Origin of the sequence: Helicobacter mehlei (assembly GCF_003660265.1) — a bacterium.
GTDB lineage: Bacteria > Campylobacterota > Campylobacteria > Campylobacterales > Helicobacteraceae > Helicobacter > Helicobacter mehlei.
Genome location: NZ_QXQP01000016.1, coordinates 1 through 18,388, shown reverse-complemented (window position 1 = coordinate 18,388; position 18,388 = coordinate 1). Strand labels below are relative to the sequence as shown.

At 44.7% G+C, this 18,388-nt stretch carries 17 protein-coding genes and 1 pseudogene; 3 read left to right on the top strand and 15 right to left on the bottom strand.

The genetic code is table 11. From position 1 onward, the window contains the following. Positions 1-45 precede the first annotated feature (45 nt). From EAO36_RS05990 to EAO36_RS05925, 14 genes and pseudogenes are all read right to left on the bottom strand, one after another. Positions 46-2,229: a DUF262 domain-containing protein gene (locus tag EAO36_RS05990; RefSeq protein WP_120955850.1), complete on the bottom strand. Its 2,184-nt coding sequence runs from the start codon at positions 2,227-2,229 to the stop codon at positions 46-48. Then, entirely contained in the window at positions 2,229-3,221 is a 993-nt protein-coding gene (locus EAO36_RS05985; protein ID WP_162983269.1) for a GmrSD restriction endonuclease domain-containing protein, read from the bottom strand. The genes EAO36_RS05990 and EAO36_RS05985 overlap by 1 nt, the downstream gene beginning before the upstream one ends. 408 nt (positions 3,222-3,629) lie before the next feature. After that, positions 3,630-4,233, bottom strand: a pseudogene (locus EAO36_RS05980) (nuclease/transposase family protein); the annotation flags it as partial. 109 nt (positions 4,234-4,342) lie between these two features. Then, complete coding sequence (locus tag EAO36_RS05975; RefSeq protein WP_235852393.1) at positions 4,343-4,687, bottom strand: tetratricopeptide repeat protein; 345 nt, start codon at positions 4,685-4,687, stop codon at positions 4,343-4,345. A 257-nt stretch (positions 4,688-4,944) separates the two neighbouring features. Further along, positions 4,945-6,024: an HrgA protein gene (locus EAO36_RS05970; protein WP_235852392.1), complete on the bottom strand. Its 1,080-nt coding sequence runs from the start codon at positions 6,022-6,024 to the stop codon at positions 4,945-4,947. Positions 6,025-6,041: 17 nt separating this feature from the next. Next, positions 6,042-7,901 (bottom strand): SEL1-like repeat protein, encoded by a 1,860-nt coding sequence (locus tag EAO36_RS05965; protein ID WP_120955848.1) that lies wholly within the window; start codon positions 7,899-7,901, stop codon positions 6,042-6,044. Positions 7,902-7,916: 15 nt separating this feature from the next. After that, the gene (locus EAO36_RS05960) at positions 7,917-8,561 is read right to left on the bottom strand and encodes a tetratricopeptide repeat protein (RefSeq protein WP_120955847.1); all 645 of its coding nucleotides are present in this window, start codon (positions 8,559-8,561) and stop codon (positions 7,917-7,919) included. A gap of 247 nt (positions 8,562-8,808) precedes the next feature. Continuing rightward, the gene (locus tag EAO36_RS05955) at positions 8,809-9,081 is read right to left on the bottom strand and encodes a zinc ribbon domain-containing protein (protein WP_459562058.1); all 273 of its coding nucleotides are present in this window, start codon (positions 9,079-9,081) and stop codon (positions 8,809-8,811) included. A gap of 163 nt (positions 9,082-9,244) precedes the next feature. Further along, positions 9,245-9,643, bottom strand: coding sequence for a MerR family transcriptional regulator (locus EAO36_RS05950; protein ID WP_120955846.1), 399 nt, complete (start codon positions 9,641-9,643; stop codon positions 9,245-9,247). Positions 9,644-9,712: 69 nt separating this feature from the next. Further along, positions 9,713-11,689, bottom strand: a complete 1,977-nt coding sequence (locus tag EAO36_RS08990) for a methyl-accepting chemotaxis protein (protein WP_120948276.1) — start codon at positions 11,687-11,689, stop codon at positions 9,713-9,715. A 41-nt stretch (positions 11,690-11,730) separates the two neighbouring features. Then, on the bottom strand, positions 11,731-12,705 hold the full coding sequence (locus EAO36_RS05940) for a 5-oxoprolinase subunit C family protein (RefSeq protein WP_235852391.1): 975 nt from the start codon (positions 12,703-12,705) through the stop codon (positions 11,731-11,733). Next, the gene (gene pxpB / locus EAO36_RS05935; RefSeq protein WP_120948277.1) at positions 12,659-13,402 is read right to left on the bottom strand and encodes a 5-oxoprolinase subunit PxpB; all 744 of its coding nucleotides are present in this window, start codon (positions 13,400-13,402) and stop codon (positions 12,659-12,661) included. Before pxpB ends, EAO36_RS05940 begins: the two co-directional genes overlap by 47 nt. Positions 13,403-13,411: 9 nt before the next feature. Then, positions 13,412-14,560 (bottom strand): NRAMP family divalent metal transporter, encoded by a 1,149-nt coding sequence (locus EAO36_RS05930; protein WP_120948278.1) that lies wholly within the window; start codon positions 14,558-14,560, stop codon positions 13,412-13,414. A 22-nt stretch (positions 14,561-14,582) separates the two neighbouring features. Further along, positions 14,583-15,362, bottom strand: coding sequence for a LamB/YcsF family protein (locus tag EAO36_RS05925; RefSeq protein WP_120948279.1), 780 nt, complete (start codon positions 15,360-15,362; stop codon positions 14,583-14,585). Positions 15,363-15,401: 39 nt separating this feature from the next. Between EAO36_RS05925 and EAO36_RS05920 the strand changes: the two genes are divergently transcribed. The 3 genes from EAO36_RS05920 to EAO36_RS05910 are packed head-to-tail and all read left to right on the top strand — an operon-like array spanning position 15,402 to position 17,121. Further along, positions 15,402-16,295 (top strand): class 1 fructose-bisphosphatase, encoded by an 894-nt coding sequence (locus tag EAO36_RS05920; protein WP_235852390.1) that lies wholly within the window; start codon positions 15,402-15,404, stop codon positions 16,293-16,295. After that, positions 16,279-16,464: a hypothetical protein gene (locus tag EAO36_RS05915; protein WP_120948281.1), complete on the top strand. Its 186-nt coding sequence runs from the start codon at positions 16,279-16,281 to the stop codon at positions 16,462-16,464. Before EAO36_RS05920 ends, EAO36_RS05915 begins: the two co-directional genes overlap by 17 nt. A gap of 9 nt (positions 16,465-16,473) precedes the next feature. Further along, complete coding sequence (locus tag EAO36_RS05910; protein WP_120948282.1) at positions 16,474-17,121, top strand: outer membrane protein; 648 nt, start codon at positions 16,474-16,476, stop codon at positions 17,119-17,121. A gap of 773 nt (positions 17,122-17,894) precedes the next feature. Here the strand turns inward: EAO36_RS05910 and EAO36_RS05905 are convergent. Further along, positions 17,895-18,388, bottom strand: a 494-nt coding sequence (locus tag EAO36_RS05905) for a hypothetical protein (RefSeq protein WP_235852389.1), incomplete at its 5' end; no start/stop codon positions are given.

The window sequence follows — 18,388 nt, the reverse complement described above, 5'->3', positions numbered from 1 at the left end:
CGCGCTGTGATAGTCTTTGTGAAAAGATTTTAACGATAACCTCTCTCAAATATCAAAGGCCTCTTTTAACACCCGATCAAAAGAACTAAATACATTGCCTAGATCGATAGGATAACTCTCCTTACCAATGTGAATCGTTTTATTTTGGCTATCTGCACAAACGCGTTTGTTATGGATTTTAAAGTGGGTGCTTTTGGGGTAGTTTTTCTCTTTATTGTCATTAATGTATGGACTGAGCCCAGCAATATTTTTTTCTTGGCAATAGAGATAAAAGCCAAAGCCTAGTAAATCAAGAGCCGTGCTGTAAAAAAGCTTTGTCCCATTGCAAAGAAATACCCTTATCATCACGCTATCATGCCATTCAAAAGCGATTCTACGGCTTCTTGGGGCAATGTCTTTTTTGGCATTCACAAATTCAAATAACCCTTTTTGTTTGATCAAAAGCTGATCCCACCACCCCCTCTGTAAAAATGCGTTGCTGTTGGTGTAGTCCTTCCAAAAATTACGCATTTTCTTTTCTAAGTCCCCCGCTCCGCTCAATTTATCCAAGAATGTTTTAAAGTAGGGGAGTCCCGTATTGAAACTTCCCTCTAAAAGATCATGGATTGCCTCGCGATCTAAAAAGTGCTGGGTGGGGTTGTTGCCATAAAAGTAGTTGGTGTAATAAAAGCTATAATTCCCCACACATAAAAACGCCCTTTGGAATAGGGCGAAGTGTTGGTCTAAAAAATCCTCATTATAAATTTGCATGGTGAGCGTGGCGTATTGTTGGAACTTCTCTAGGTTGGGAGAGTTGTAGTTAGAGTTTTTGTTAAATGTGGCTTTTTCATCAAAATGCGCATCGCTAAAGTTAAGCAAAAAATCCACCCAACCACGCAAAAATTCATGATCGCTGGTTGCATTGAGGATTGCCTCCCACCCTTGCTTAGTTTGGCGATCTTGTAAGATCAGGCGGGCTTTGCGCACTTCAAGGGCGTAAATGCCAGAGTGGAAGTTATGGGTGGGGTTTTGGTCTAAAAAGTGGTAAATATCCTGCGCCCCGGGGGCGATAAAACTGAACAATTGCCCAAAACTCTTAAGATTTGTAGGGTCGCCCAAGCGGTGATTTTCAATGAAATGCTTGCACACCCGCCAATAATCTTGGAAGGCTTTTTGACTAGGCTTTGGGCAGTGCTTGGCTAAAGCCAACAAAGCAAAGAAGTAAGCGATCTTTTTATATTCTAAAATCCCATACTCCACCCTGCCTTCTTCTGTCCTTAAATGGAAAAACGCGGCGTTGATATTGAAAAAACCCTGGGCATGATGGGTTACTAGCAAATCCATCGCGTGATCTAAAGTTTGGATGTGTTGCAACTCTTGCAAGGGCGCGTAAAACGCATTGATGGGCTTATTGGGGTTGATAGCTTCGCTGATGTCTTCTCTAGTGCTGCTCTCCAAACTGAAAAAGACATTGGCGTAATGCAAAAAACACAAGCCCCGATTGTCTAAATTATTAGGCTCCCCCTCAAAAAAATAATCGCTCCATTTATTATCTATACTTTCTAGTAGGCTAGCTGGTATATTTTGCTTGGCTTCCATAAAGGCTTTTAGGTTTTCGTAGGCACTAAGTTGTCTGCCTCTGGCGTTCATCTTAATGTACAGTTCTTCGCCCAATTTAAAGTCTTCCATGTCAAAGACAGTAAAGGTGATGCACTCCAAGTGTTCTAGGGTGATGTTGGGGCACTCTTTATATTGTGCATGGATTAAATCTAGCATGCGCAACATGGCCTTAACGGTGGGGTCGTTGTCTGAATCGTCTTTCCCTACAATAATTCCTCCCATATTTTTAATGGTTTGGCTGGGAGTTTGGTCATCAAGCTTGAAATCTTTCTTGATGAGGTTTTGGCAAAAATCCTTAGAGCCAAGACGGGTAGCGTAAGTGAATTTGGCAAGCAAGGCGCGCACCCCATTTAGTTGATTGGCTCTCTTGTAGCAATAAAAATACAAGAGCCAAAGCGTGGTTAGGCGTTGTTGCCCATCAATGGGGATAAAACAAGTCTGTTCTTTATAGCCATAAATAAAATCTAGGTGCAAGTCTTGCCCTGTTTGCAAGGTGTTAAAGAGAACTTCTAAAAAGGCGTTGGCGGTGCTCTCTTGACTCTTGCGCCCTTGTGCGTAGTCTCTTTGCAACATGGGAACTTTGACTGCCTTGTAAGTTTGTAAAAATGTTGTAAGAGAAAAGACTTGCATTAGACCTCCAAATACTTGTGAAGATATTTTTTAATTTCTTCCAAGTAGTCTTTTTGATCGGCTCTAGTGAAGACATTGGGGTTGTCTTTTTCCTTAGAAAACTCTTTGTTAAAGACCCTTTGGGTAGTGATGGGGATTAATCTATCTTGTTTCTGCAGTTCTCGGATTTCTGCGCGCTTGTGGCTGAAAATTAAATTGCCTATTTGGCTATTGGCGCGTCTGTCTAGCAGAGTGAGGTTAGAAATGCGGTGTAAATTCTCATCATCTTCAAAATTTTGATCAATGCGCTTAAACAAGACCTCTAAATCTAAATTTTTTAAAGAAGTGTTTTTAAGTTGCTCTAAAGTCCCTTGGATTTCTTTTTTGAGCTCTGAATCATCCTCTATATGTTCTTTCACCTCTTCAAGCCATGCAACCACCTCATCTTTTTGCTCTTGAGCAATGTTCTTAGCAATGCTTTGGGAGTTTTGTGCGTAAATGTGTTCTAAACTCCATCTCTCCAAAACAAAGCGGTTAAATCTAAAACACTCCGCCATTTGCTGATCAATGAGGTATGCTAAATTAAAGAGTACAAGCAGAGTTTGCAATTTCCTCTTATCGCTAGAATATTGCAGATCTTCTATCTCCCTCATCTCGCCTTTCTTTTTTTGCAAACATGCACGGGCTCTCTTTTTCGCTTCTGCAAATAAAAATGCAGCAAACCTATCGTTATAGCTATCTTCTAGCCATGTTTTGTAGATTGCGTAAATATCTGCTCCCTCCAATGTCAAAAACCCTAGATGATGGAAAATCTCCCGGTCTGGTTTGTTTTTAGACGCAAAGCCAGAAAGAGTGGCTATAGCATCTTTGAGCCTATCCCACTCCTCTTCTATGCCCTCTTGACCTTTTTCTTGGTAAATATGGTAAAAATGTTCCAACAAATAGCGATCCTTGCCCGTTGGTTCAACAATGGCTTTTAAATAAATTTCTATTCTCTGGATGTCATCGCGCAAAAACCCATCTTTTAAGATGTCTTTTTCATGGACAGGGCTCAAAACACAGTAGATGAAATCCTGCTCGGCGCGGGTTGTCTTTTCGCAATATTCTTAAGGCTTATCACCCCTCCCATAACAGCCACCACACCGGCACCCACAAAAGTCCCCACCAAAGGCACCATAGAACCCCAAAAACCCCAGACAGCCAACCTAACTAAGGGCTTAGGGACTTTAGGATATTCTGCCTTTGTTTTGGGATTTTTAGCTTGTATTCGAATTTTTTAAACCCATGCACCTAAACCTTTGAGTTCCAATAAGTCGGCCAGCTACATTTTACCCACCACTAGCAGTCCATGCCCAAAACCTTTCCAATATCGCTAGGTTTTCTAATGCGGACTCCATCTTATTTGTTTCTTGTCATCGATTTAGGCGCAAGCTGGCTTTAAGATAGTTGCGAGACTTTTTAATCCCTTCATTCTTGGTTTTGCAATGCCGTTTTTTGCTAAGTTGTCTGCAGTGTCTTTGTTGCCATCTTATCAGCCTATTTAAGGGCTTGGGTGCTTGGACTCGTAAGCCATTAGATAGACTAGCAAAGGCTTTAATGCCCGTATCCACACCTAAAGTGCAATGACTCTTTATGGGCTTGTGGTGCGCTTTAAACTCCTCCTGCGTGGTGTCTATTTGGATCGAAACGAAAAAATTATCTCCCTTTTGCGTGATGGTTGCACCATTGATCTTGCCTTGAAATCCTAGTTTTTTAGTCATCTTGATTTTAGGCAAGTTGGGGGCTTTGAGATAGTCTTTGGTATCGCCTTGAATCGCCTTAATAGCATCGCCCACAATATAAAAGCTCCCTTGATATTCTCTTTTGCGTTTAAATCGGGGGTAGCTCACCTTGCCAAGTTTTAAATCTCTAAAGAATTTTTGAAACGCTAGGTTTAAGTGCTTAAAAGGCTGGACTGGCGTATTTGGTAACCTCATAAACAAAGGGAAACTTCTCTTTTTTAAGGGCAGACCCTAGCGCGCTCAACGCGCTGTTAAAAGAAAAGTTGGAGGGCTAGTCGCTCCCCCCTCTCGCGCACACTCTAAGAGATCAAAACTTGAAAAGGGGGTGGGGCTTAAATCTTGCGCCCTTATTGTCAATCCCTTGCTCTTTGTTGTTCTAAAAGATGCCTGTAATGCGCATAATGTTTCTCATCTTTGAGGGCTTTATAGGCATTGGCTAGGTTTTCTAATAAAATGGCTGTGTAGCTTGCCTGTTTTTTAATCGCTAGGCTTTGTTGATAAAATTTAATGGCTTCTTGGTAGTGTTTCTCTTTATAAGCACATTGCCCCGCCATGTAAGAACTAAAGGCAGGGCGGTATTTGATTTGGGCAAGCCAAATAAAACGCTCTAGGGCTTTTTTGTATTCTTGCTCTGTAAAAAGCCCCATGGCATCATGAAAGGCTTGTTGCCGGTGGTTGTAATCTTTGCTAAAGGACACAGCTTTTTCTTGGTGTGGCTTAAGACTTGGGGAAAAAAGACCTGCTAGCAGAACACACCCAAAAAGAATAACAACAATCACTGATGTGATACGGTAGTGCCGCAATGAGAAACGCAGAAGCCAAAAGAGGCCATAGAATAAACCCAATACAAGAAAGATAAGACCTGCAAGCTCATTTCCAGATTGCGTCTCTTCCTTAACATTTCCATCCACCACATAGCCATACATATCAAGTTGGCAAACCCGATTGCCCCGCCTCACAAATACGGCATCGCTTGTGTAGCGCACCAACTCCCCAGATTTACTAAAAAGCTCCTCGCCATTTTCATCGTAGGCACACACCTTACCTCCCCTTTGCACGACATTATTAATCGCCATTTATAACTCTTTGGGGGTTTGTTGCAGAATCTCCTACTGATATAATTTTGCAATGCCGCTTTGTCTAGCACGCTATCAAAGGCTTGAAAGTTGGTTTGCTCACTCATGTGCGCCTTAATCGCCTCGTGATAGAGAGTCAAAGCGTTTAAGAAGTCTTTAAAATCGGGGCTGTTTTGGGACAATTCGCCCAACATGGCGTGATCTAAATTTTCTTTAAATTTGGCGTTTAACAACACTTGGCTTTTTTGCATGTCTTGCACATTGAGCAAGACAACCCCAATGCCAAAGCTGGTGTGCAAGCGTTTGAGCAAGTCCATTAAATTATTGTCTGCTGTGTTGATTTTCTCCACCACCAAGTAACCCTCGTGCGCCCAAGAGCTGTTGCTAATGGCTTGGAAGTAATATTCTCTGCAATGGCTTAAATCCATCTCCTTTTTGAGCTCAAAAGAAAAGAGTTTCAAGGGCAAATTGCCAAAGTTTTCTACAAATTGGCGCAAGGTGGGCTCAAAGTTTTGGTAGGTAAAGCTTGCCCCCACCATGTCCGGATAAAGCCAAGAGTTTTTACCCTTTGTGCCCTTTAAGGCTTTTTCGTGGTAAATGGTCTTGGTGTGTGCGCCCCATTTGGTGTAAGCAAAGTGGGCTAGTAAAGGGTGTAATAGGCGTTCGTGGTGGGTTTCTATCCTGCCATAAGCCGGGGTTGAGCTCTTTGCATTGAGCGCATATTCTTTTAAGGCAATAGTGATAGGGCGTTGTGAAACCTGCACAAAGGGCAGGGTTTCTTTGTTCTTTAAAGCCAACCACACGGGGTAATAAGTCCCATCTTCTGCTGTGCTAAACATCTGGCTAATCTTGCCTGCGCTGTAAAGTTCCTGTGCCCTGCTATAAAGCGCATGGATGGACACGGGGGCTTTTGCCTCTTTGAGCACGGCTAGGACAATGTCTAGGTAGTCTTTTTTCATCTCTTAGCCCCCGTTGTTCATTTGCTTAAAAGCGTGCAGGCTTGCTCATAGCCTAGATCGCAGGCTTTTTTGTAGTATGTTTGGGCTTTTTGTGCATCTTTAGGCACACCCAAGCCCTTAGCATAGAGCGCGCCTAGCCCGGCATAGCCAGCATCCCCTGCTTTTTTATAAAGTTCTAAGGCTTTGGCGAAGTTTTGGCGGAAGGCGTGCCCGCCCTCATAGAGTGAGCCCAAACCAGCGTAGCCTCTTGTATCGCCCGCGTTGATGGCACGCCTGTAGTATGTAATCGCACCCAAGTAGTCGCGCACCATCCCTAAACCTTGCTGAGAGGCAAGAGCCAAAGAATAATACCCTGCCTCTCCAGCCTTTCTGTAATACTTGATGGCTTTGCTATAATCTTGTTTCACCCCATAGCCATTTTTGTATAACTGCCCCATGCCCACATAACCTGCAATGTCTCCTAACTTGGCAGCTTGTTGGTAAAACTCCATAGCCTTTGCATAGTCTTGTTTGACCCCCCGCCCATTTTGATAGAAGTTAGCTAGACGCGCATAAGCCAAGGCACTCCCCTTTCGGATAGCTTTTTGGTAGTATTGAATGGCTTTAGCATCATCTTGTTTGACCCCATGCCCCATCTCATACATTTGTCCGATATAAAACCAACCATCACCCTTCCCCAAAGAGGCCGCTTTTTGGTAATACTCGATCGCTTTTGTTGGGCTTTTAGGCACGCCTTTGCCCTCAAGGTATAAGGAGGCCATGCTATAGTAGCCCAAAGCATTGCCCGTTTGCATGCCTTTTTTATAGTAGTTGATCGCCTCTTGGTAGTCTTGGGCTACCCCCTTGCCATCTTTATACATGTTGCCCAGCTCCACATAACCCCAAGAACTGCCCTTATCTGTAGCCTTTTGAAAGTATTCTAGGGCTTGTTGGGCACCTTTTTCCCCCTGCACCCCTATATACAACAACCCGATATGGACATAACCATCCGGATCGCCTGCATTAGCAACCTCTTGGTAAAGCTTAAGGGCGTTGTCATAATCTTGCCCATCTTGGTATTTCTTAGCCTCGGCGTTTAAGAGTCTAATGAGGTCTTTTTTGGACTCTTGATCCCCCGCTTTAGCCCCCTCTTTGTAATAGAATTGGGCTTGGCTAATATTTTGATCAACCCCATAGCCCCCCTTTTCAAAAATAGAGCCTAACATGCGGTTTGCTTCTCGGGCTACCTCTTTGTTATCGCTTGTGCTTACTTGCTTCAAATACTCCATCGCCTTGGCATAGTCTTTTTTCACCCCCAAGCCCTCAAAATACAAATGTCCTATTTGCACATATGCCCCCAATGCCATATTCCCCTCGTTGTCTGTCTTGCCTTTTTGATAATACTCCATCGCCTTGGCATAGTCTTTTTTCACCCCCAAGCCATATTCATACATAACTCCCAATTCCACAAGTCCTGCAACATTCCCTTTTAGCGAGGCTTTTTCAAAGTATTTAAACGCCTTGTGGTAGTCTTTGGCAACCCCCAATCCACTGCTATACATAGTCCCCAATTGAATCATCGCAGCATCATCGCCCTTTTCAGCGGCCTTTTGGTAGGCTTCTAGGGCTTTTTTGTATTGTTTGGCTTGTTGATACAAGTTTCCCAAATCTGTATAAGCGGTGTAAATCCCCGCTTGCACAGCCACTTTAAAACATGCGATGGCATCTTTTTCTGTCAATCCGGCAGCACCTACAACGGATTGGTAACCGCTCATTGCCCCATGCATCACATTGTAGTTAAAAGGAAATTGGCATTCTTGCGGATCAAACTGCTTTGCCCCCAAAATGCCCGCTCCCAACCCCAAAACACAAGCCGCAAACTTCATTTTTGTTTTCATCTATTCTCCTTTAGCTTATTGACCGATGACATCCAAGACTTGGCAAGCCTGTTTGACATTGCCTTTGCATGCAATGTTTAAATGTTCCCGGGCTTTGTCGCCATTTTCGGGCACACCGATCCCATTGATGTACATGATCGCTAAAGTCAAATGGGCGGGCATGTTTTGCCCTTGAACGGCTAAATTCGCGTATTCTAAGGCTTTTTTAGTGTCTTGCTTTGTGCCTGCACCAAAGACATACATATGGGCTAATCTAGCGTATGCGCTAACAACTTTTTTGCTAGCGGCTTGGGTGTAGTAGTCAAAGGCTTTGGCATCATCTTGTGCCACGCCCTGAGCATTAAAGTACATATCTCCTAGTGCTACCAGCGCATCAGCATTACCCCCCTTGATGGCTTCTTGCAAGTCTGTTAGGGCTTCGTCATAGCTATAGTCTTCATAGCCTACTTGGTTTGGATTTGCTAGGTATGATGTGGCGCGTTTGTAGGCTAATTGCGTTTGTATAGACTGCCATTGTGTTTGTAAAGACTGCCCTGTCTGTCGTTGTTTAGCCCCCTCAGCCCCCCTAGCCTGCTGCCACTCTTGGCGTTTTTTTTTGCAAAATTTGATTGGGTGTTTCTTGGGGTTGTGAATTCCCCAACAACCCCCCCAAGCACCCACTTAACATAGGGGCTAATAAACACCCACCCAGCACAATAGGACATGATTTAAAGATTTTCATAAGAGTCCCCCAAGAATGAGGGCTAAAAAAGCAAGAGAATTAGAGAGAGTTACCCCCCCCCCCCCCCGCACAAAACTAGCGAAGTTGGACATGGCGATCCTTTTTCATAGAAATAGAGGGGGGGATTCTAGGGAAATAAAAATAAAGAACAACTTAAGGAGCGCGTAACTAGCCGTTCTCACAAACTTATAAAACCACATAAAATCCTATAAACTTAAAAAAATTATAGAGAATAGGCAGTTGGTTTCTGTTGTATTCCTGTTTCACCATTCTGGTTGCTAGGCGATTTGTTGCCAAATCGCTTAACAGAGCCGGGGACCCCGCGTGCGGGGCTGTGTCCGCAGACGTAAATTCGGTAGAATCTCTACCTGCTAAGTGCTGGACTAGATTAACACTAGCGTTAAAATCTCTATCCAAGACAACACCGCACGCCTCGCACTGATACACCCGCTCGCTCAATTTCAAAGTGGTTTTAATATTGCCACAACTAGAACAAGTCTTAAGGCTAGGTTTAAATGCGTGAAGGTCCGAGCACAGGCAAAAGTCTTTTTAAAGTGAGTCTTAGCCTTATGTTTGGGGTTAGTTCAATCTTGTGGGGCAAAAGCGAGCTTTTGACATTCTACTATTTCTCTACCACCGCTTGCATCTGCTCTAAAAGTTGTCTGTTTTTCTTAGAGCGTGCTCCATAAAGTCTAGCGGAGAATACGGCAATAATCTCTAACACATCTTTGTCTAACTCCTCCTCAAAACAAGGCATAGCCGTAGTTTCTTTAGTAAAACGGACATTCTCATCACCCTGATTGATGGTAACCACCTCCACCTCTTTAGCCTCACAGATAGCAAACACCAACTCCGCACCAAAGCGGTCTTTATGGGTGAGCACTAAACGCTTAACCTGACATTGTGTTTTTAGGCTATCTAGCTTGTATCTACGATCACCGCCTTTTGTGTAATTGTTGGGTTTTAGCAAGCCTTTTTTCTCCCAATTTCTCAAGGTTAGGTGGGGTAGGCATCTAAAAATTGTTCATATTAGCCAGAGAGAGTCAAGGGGTCTAGCACCGCTAGCCCCAGTGCATTTTAAGTCTCAATTTTAAGCAAAAACAAGCTTGCGGATTAATTCTTTATTTTTGGCGATGTGATCTTTAATTTGCTCGATTTGATCTTGAATGTGGGCGATGTCTTGCAGACTCTTTTGGGCAATCTGCTCCATTTCTTGGGATTGATCTTCTAGGGACACCACCGCTTTATTGAGCTCATCTAAGCTCACATTATTTTGATTGGCTGAATCCAACACCGCTTTAGAAGAATCCTCAATGTTTTTCACCGCCCCATTCATGGAGGAAAAAGTAACGCCGATCTCCTCTAAGCGCTGTTGCACGCCATTAGCTAAGTTGCCCACTTCATCAGCCACCACCGCAAACCCACGCCCATGTTCGCCTGCGCGTGCAGCTTCTATGGCGGCATTGAGGGCAAGCAAGTTAGTTTGGTAAGACACGCGATCGATCTTTTGTAGAGCTGTAGAGACCTCTGAAATATTGCCATCAATCGTGCCCACAATTGAGGAAAGGGTATTGGAAAGGTTTTTGAGTGTCGCCATTGAGCTTTGTAACTTCAACACCTCTTCTTTAACCGCATTGACATAATCATTATTGGCACTCGCTTTTGTGGCGATCTCTTTGAGATAGGAATTATTAGCCCCTACAATCTGGTTATAGCCCTCGTATTGCTCCAAGAGCGTGTCTTTAATCGCAAGGGTTTTATTTAAACGGTTGCTCTTGATCTGTTCGTAATAAAAAAGGGTGTTTCTGAAATTGACGAAAAATCCCTTGCTGGCCTCCTTACTAGGATTGCCCTCGAAAATACATAGAGCCGTGAGGGTTTGGTTTTGGTGCAAGTTTTGGGAAACCTCACCAAAGGTGGAAAAACCACTAATGGGGCAGTTATCAAATTCTTTGAATTGGGATAAACTCTGTTGATTATTCACACGGCGCAAGATACAATCATTGGCTAAAATGGCTAAAGCCCGTCGCCCTTGCATAAAATTTTGGAACTTGCGGTGCGTGCTTTGGACAAAATCCCCAGCCTTGACTAAGAGCAAGGTTTCCCCAAAGTAAAGATCGCAGAAAAATCGAATGCTTTTGTCCTCATTGAAACTCCCCACCGAACGGATAAAAATCTGTCCTCCTACCTCCACCGCAAAGGTGTAGTCTGCCATCATTTTGGGCAATTCGTTAGGGATGCAATTAAAATGTGTACAGATCGCATCAAGCGCGGGCACTAATTCGTTATGGATTAAAAAGGATTTGACCTGCCGTAATTCTGGGTTGCACTCCCCGATTAAAAAAGAAGTTTGGGTTTTTTCAAAATTATGTGTGGTGAAAATATCATAATAATAACCCTTAGCTAATTTACAATAGATCAAGACTGCCTCATGTGCGCTGATTTTGCCATTCAAGGCTAAATTTGCCTCTTTAAAATCTAGTTTGCCCCCGGCACTCCCCCCCACCAAGTGGCTCAAAGGAACATTGGATTTTACAAAAGCTTCTAAAAAGAAACTCTCAGATGCGCTCAAGCCCGGAAAATAGTTCAAAATAAAGGTATCAGCGGGATCAACATGCATGTGTGGGCGCACCCGTTGTTCGATCTGTTCTTTAATCTTATCCTTGCGTGTGTCAATGTCCATGCTAACTTCGCCCCTTTGCAAGTCAGAACAGAGGGTATCCACCATGAAAGTTTCAATTTGCTCGATGATGCTAGAGCCAAAGAGGTGCAAGAGGATTTGCTCAGATTGGTGCAGGTTATAAAAATCTTGGTGTGAGCCACCTAATTGCCCCGCAGTTTGGATAACAAAGCGCACCGGAACGCTAGAAAACTGATTTTCAAGTGTCTGCACCACTTGGTTAAAGGGCAAAGTAGCGGGCACAAACGCCATGAGCAAAGACACTCGATTCTGCGCCAAAAGATCTTTGATCTCCAAACGCCCTAAATCCTTGTAAGGGACAAGCCAATTAAGATTGAGAGGGGCCTTTTTGTGTGTCACCTGAGATGAGCGCCATTTGAAAAACATCGTTCCTCCTAGTTTATCGCCAAATTATAGAATGAAAACATTTATGCCAAACTTGCCATAATATGTTCTAAATGCTGGTAAAAGGCGTGGTATCTCTCTTGGGCGTGTTCGATGCTATAGGGAACAAAATGCACCTCATCGCGTGGGCGCATTTGGGCTAGGGTAACCAAGCTTTCCTTAGTGAGCGTGGCGATCTTAGGGTAACCCCCCATTGTCTGCCGATCAGCCATCAACACAATGGGTTTTCCATTGGAGGGAACTTGCACGCTCCCCATCACCAAGGGTTCGGAGATGATTTCTGCATGCCCACACCACTCTAGAGGCAATCCTTCTAGGAAGATACCCATGCGATCACCCCTGCTAAGTTGATAGGGGGTTTGGCAAAATTGGCGGATTATCTGCTTGCTAAAATAAAAATCTTGAGGCCCTAAGATCACGGGCAAAGAGGCATGGGTATGATAAAGGGGGCGGTAATGTTCGGCCAAATGACGCTTTTTATTCTCAACACGCACCCGCACGCTTAACAAGTCCCCCTTTTGCAATTTGCGCCCCAAAAATCCCCCCATTTGGGCATGCATATAGGTTGATTTGCTCCCATGCACGCTAGGCACATCTAGCACTCCTGAGAAGGCTACATAGGCACATACACCCGATTGGGGCATCCCAAAGCTCAAAATATCCCCGGGTTTGATCGCATAAGACTCCCAATTAAAAACCACACAATCATTGATCTTGGGACTAAGATTAGCCCCCCCAATGGCAATGTGCATCGGTTCTAAAAACTCCAAACATGCCCCCAAGTAGTGCATTTCTAAAAGAGCATATTCTCTAGGGTTGCCCACCAAAAAGTTAGCCACACTTGCGCCAAATTCATCCATCACCCCCGCTACAGGAATCCCAAAGCGCGCATAACCCAAACGCCCCAAATCTTGGATAGTGGTGCATAACCCCCCTTGCAAAACCCGGATACTAGACATGCAAATCCCCCCGCCCAATTTGTGTGCGTTGGGGCTCATAGCCCCCTTGTGCGATCTGGTGTTCTAATTGCTGGTATTGTTCTAAAGAAATGGGCTCATAGCGCACATAATCCCCGGCTTGGAGCAACACGGGGGGATTTTTATGCGGATCATAGAGTTTAAGCGGTGTTTTCCCAATAATCTGCCAACCCCCCGGGGATTTGAGCGGATAAATCCCGGTTTGGGCGTGCGCAATCCCCACAGACCCCGGGGCAACCTCTGCTCTAGGCTGGGCTAATCTGGGCACAGCTAAACTGGGGTCTAGCCCGCCCAAATAAGCAAACCCGGGCAAAAAGCCCAGCATATAGACCAAGTAATCCCGCCCGCTGTGCTTTTGGACAATTTGCGCTGGACTTAAATGTGTGTGCGTGCTCACAAACTCTAAATCCAAGCCCAATTCATAGCATGTGGGGATGGACACCAAAGAAACTTGTTCTTCTGGGCGACGGCGACTAGGTATGCCTAGCTCTAAATTTTGTAGCTCTTCTTCCAAGCGTGCATAAGAGCAAACAAGCGGATCGTAAATCACCAGCAGGCTAGCATAAGCCCCCACCACTTCTAGCACACCTTGAATGGCTTTTTGTTCAATGACAAGACCAGCCTGCCTGACTTGGGCATTGATTTGGGGCGTAATCTCAGAGCCAAACTCTAATAATAATGCACTTTCCCCATAAGCACGGCAAACCACACCTTCCACAACCAACTCCTAGCTAAACATTAAAACCAAGGGCTTAAACGAGAGAACACCCAAATACACGCTCAAGCCCACCACCACCCAGCCCAACACCGCTAAGAAGATAGAATGCTTGTAAGTGCCCACAATGCAGGGTTGGTAACCTGCTACCAACACCACAGCTAGCGTGATGGGCAAAACAAGTCCATTGAGGGCCCCAGCTAAAATCAGTAACGCCACGGGCTTGCCAATCACCATAAAAATTAAGGTCGAGAGGCTGATCAAAATTAAGGCACAAGCCCTTTGGTGTTTTTGCACCCAAACAAAGCTTTTTAAAAAAGACACGCTGGTATAAGAAGCACCCACAATGGAGGTCAAGCTAGCAGCCAAAAATACCAGTCCAAAAATTTTATAACCCAAACTGCCCAAAGCCACCCCAAAAGCACTCCCGGCTGGATTGGCTGGGTTGAGCATATGCCCGCTTTGCACTACGCCCAACACCGCCAAAAATAACAAGACACGCACAAGAGCAGCAACCCCGATGCTCAGATAAGCGGCGCGATCCATTTGAGTCTGGTTTTTTTCCCCCACAACGCCCAAATCAATTAAGCGGTGCGCCCCGGCAAAGACAATATACCCCCCCACACTCCCCCCAATGAGCGTGATGGTGGCGGTCATTGAAAAATGGCTAGGGAAGAGGGTTTCTTTGGCTACTTGGGCGATGGGTGGGTGGGTGAAAAACGCAACAAAGGCGATCAAGATGATCATCAACACGCCTAAAATCTGTGCCACGCGATCCATCAAATGCCCCGCACTCTTGGATAAAAAAATCAGGATCGCTAGTAAGGCACTGAGCAACCCACCGCTTTTTAAGTCCAGCCCCACTAATGCTTGTAACCCCAAAGCTGCTCCGCCCACATTCCCAATATTAAAAGCCAAAGCCCCCAGTGTGATAAGAAAGGTTAAAAAATGCCCCAAACCGGGTAGTAAGGTGTTGGCAACATCCTGCCCTCTTTGTTGGGAAATGCCCAACACACGCCAAACATTGATTTGGGCGATCAAAGAGGCGATGATGGAAACTACAATCACGGCTACAAAAGAGCTTTTTAATTCTTGAGTGAATTGCGCGCTTTGGGTCAAAAAGCCCGGACCAATGGCAGCAGTGGCGCTAAAAAAAGCCACACCCCATAAGAACGACCGCGTTTTAATGGGGAAGTCCTAAGATCGATCTTAGGGGCTGGATGGCGATGCCATGTTTTTTTAACCCGGTACGCACTTGTTTGGCAAATTCTAAGGCCTTGGGGTGATCCCCATGTACGCATAAAGAATGTGCTTTGATATCTATCTCTACGCCCTCCAAAGTGCTTACCTTGCAATCGGTGATCATCTTTAAAGCGCGCTCCAGGGCACAATTTACATCGCTAATCAGTGCTTGGGGATGGGATCTAGGCACTAATTGCCCATTGGCTTGATAATGCCGATCAATAAAGGCTTCTTCAGCCACTTTTAGCCCCATTTTTTGCCCCTCTATAGCCATCAAACTTTGACTCAAGGTGAGCACAATGAGATTGGGGTTATAATCCGCCACACCCTGCAAGATCGCACGGGCCAAGTTAGGATCGTTAGTGGCTTGGTGGTAAAAACTCCCATGCAACTTGACATGTTGGAGGGTAGACCCGTAACTTTTGGCAAAAGCCTCTAGCGCACCGATTTGATAGAGGGTGTAACACCTAGCTTCTTTGGGGCTAATCTCCATTTTGCGCCGCCCAAAGCCTAGCAAGTCTGGATAGCCCACATGCGCGCCCAAACCCACGCCTAAAGCCCGGGCACTTTGAACAACACCCTCCATGATCAGCGCATCGCCAGCATGCCAGCCACAAGCGACATTGGCACTGCTAACGCATTCTAAAATCGCCTCATCATCGCCCATTTTATAGACTCCAAAGCCCTCGCCGATGTCGCTATTCAAATCTACACATTCCATGCTAGAATTATACTACAAATTCAGATTTTAAGGCTTGACATGGACACAACCACAAAAGAGCAGTTATTAAAAGCTCTCCAAGAGCTAGCCCCTAAAGTTTATCGCCTCATCAAGCAAACAGACCCCCACTACACCCAGCAACAAAACCCCACAGCCGACTTGCAACTTGATTTAGATGTGCTGGTGGATCATCTCATTAGTGATCACTTTTTGGGTTTGGCATGTGTGGGGGGTGTGATGAGTGAGGAACAGAGCGAGGCACGCTATAAATCTGACTCCCAAGGCTACTTAGTCGCCTTTGATCCTCTAGATGGTTCTAGCGTGGTGGGGTCTAATTTTTTAGTGGGGAGTATTTTTGCCATTTATGAGCATACACCCTTGGGTTTTGCTAATCAACAAGTGGCGCACACCTTGCAAATGGGGGCTTATATCCTCTATGGAGCTAAGTTAGAATTAGTGGTCGCCACAACTGGAGAGGTCGGGCATTATCTTTATCACGAGGAAAGCCAAACTTGGGTATTCAAAGGTCATTTGACTTTGAAAGATAAGGGTAAAAACATCGCCCCCGGGGGGAGTTGGGAGTATTTTAGCCCGCAATACCGTGTCTTTTTGGATCATTTTTTTAAGCAAGGCTACCGCTTGCGCTATAGCGGGAGCATGGTTGCTGATGTGCATCACTTGTTGAGCAAACAAGGGGGGTTGTTTTGCTATCCGGCTACTCAAGATGCGCCCAAGGGCAAGTTACGCCAACTCTTTGAGGTCTATCCTTTGGCTTTTGTGATCGAGCAAGCCGGGGGGTTAGCCTTGCTTAGGGGGGGGGCAAAGACTTTTAGATCAGCAATTAGAGAGCTTGCATGCCAAGAGTGCATGCTTTTTGGGCTCCAAAGTCGAGATGGAAGCGTTGGGGGATTTTTAGGTGGAACGCGATTTTGAGGCGGAATTAGATAGCTGGTGTGCTAAAATTAGAGCCTGCCAAGAGCGCAAGGGATTAGACTCGTGTTTGCCATGCGAACTGGTCTTGGAGTGTGCAGATCGCCAAAATTTCGTGCAGAGTGTACATGCGAGCATGAATAAGGGCAAGCAAGGCAATTTTGATTTTTAAGGAAAAGTGTTGAGAAAATTAGTTTGTTGTGGGTTGTTATTGATAGGGAGTGTTGTTTTAGCTGAAAAAAGGGGGTTTTATGTGTCTGCGGGTTTGCAGTATGCCCTAGTTAAAACCACGATCACCGGATCGCTTGGGTTTAACTTATATACCTCCGGACAAAGTAACATGTATGGTTTTAGTATGGAGGGGGGCTATAAGTTCTTTTTGGGCAAGAGAGAAAAACGCAATGGGTTTCGAGTCTATGCTTTTTATGACTATGGCTATGACAACCCGACCTTCAATGGTGCGCGCTATAATAACAATGTCTATGGCGTGGGTGTGGATTACCTCTTTAATTTTATCAACACGCGCGAGATTCAAACCGGGTTTTTTATGGGCATCGCCTTTGCGGGGAGCTCTTGGAATAATAGCGGGGCTAGCTTTGTTGAAAGTCTCACTAAATACCCCGGAACCAGCATTAATTTTAGTTATTTCCAAATCCCCTTGCGCTTTGGGGTGCGGGCCAATGTAACCAAGCACCAAGGCTTTGAATTTGGTTTAAAAATTCCCATTGTGCGCAACTACTATTTCCGCTCTGTAACGCCCAGCGGGGTTTCTGGTGTTACATTCCAAAGAAGCTTGGTCCTCTATAGTAATTATGTGTGGAATTTTTAGCTAGAACCCATGCTTTGATGGTCTTGTGCCAGCTTTATACTAGATTCCATCTAGAGCCTGGAGCAGATTTTGCCCCCTATAAAGCCTTAAGATCAGATAAACTTTAAAGTTCCTTGCTAATCTCCTTTGATTCTTAAAGATTGTTCTGTTAGGTTCAATTAAATGGTTTATTTACAGAGTGCTATAAACGGACAGGTTCTCACTATCGCCTTTTAATCTTTCAAAACCCCTCGGATCGGCATACTCCAGATAACTAAAGTTAGGGGATTCTAACTTTAGCAGATCATGGTTTCAAACCAGCTCACTTAGGAGTCTTATGTCCCCTACCCCAACGGAGTGGGTATTAGTACACCATGCTAATGCTAGGTAACTATACGCTTAGCTTTAAGCTTGTGGGCTTTAGCGTGCGAGTGGTAACTTGGCCGAAGATCTGTGCGAAAAGGTTAGTCATCAAAATCCATTTTAATTTTTAGTGGATAACGACCATCCACATTTGCAATCTATCTTTGGACTTGTGGGGTTTTTAGCATGTATTATAAAATTTAGCAATAGTAGTAGGGCAGGTGAACATGTGAATGAGAGCTCTTTAAGTGTGTTGGGTTGGGGCTTAGGGCATGTGAATAGAAAGGTTTTTTAAATCACATATTGCACATATACATGTGCCAATATGGGTTGTTTGTGGCCTCAAAAGAGCTGTTTTGACTTGTTTCATTCACATTTTCATTCACATGTGAATGAAAATGTGCCAACATGTGCCAAGCATGTGAATGAAATTAGTGGAGTGTGTCCTCATTTTGCATAGTGTAGATCAAGCGATCGATCACGGCGCGTTGTTCGTTGGTGAAATTGTATTGTGCGCGCACGGTTTGGCGGATACGTTCTAAAACACTGCTATCGACCAAAAACAATGCTAAGACTTTGCGGTAATGGGGCAACACAACATATTTTTTCTCTTTGTAAATATCCATGCTGTCAATGGCTTTATCAATGCTAAAGAGCAAGATATTTTTAAGATTATCGGATTTGAGGTGGTATTTGTCCAAAACTTGGCTAAACTTTTTGTAAATCGAAAAAGTGAGCATGCGTCTGGCATTGAAATACGCATCCTCTTTATCATCCAAATCGTCGTTTGCCGTGCTTTTGATGTCCGCTACACCATAGCCTATTAAAAAACGACTGGAATTGATCACAATCACCTGATTATTGGGGGTTTGGGTTGTTTCTGGCTTGGGTGGGGGGGGGTGGGCTTGGGCGGAGGCGTTGGAAC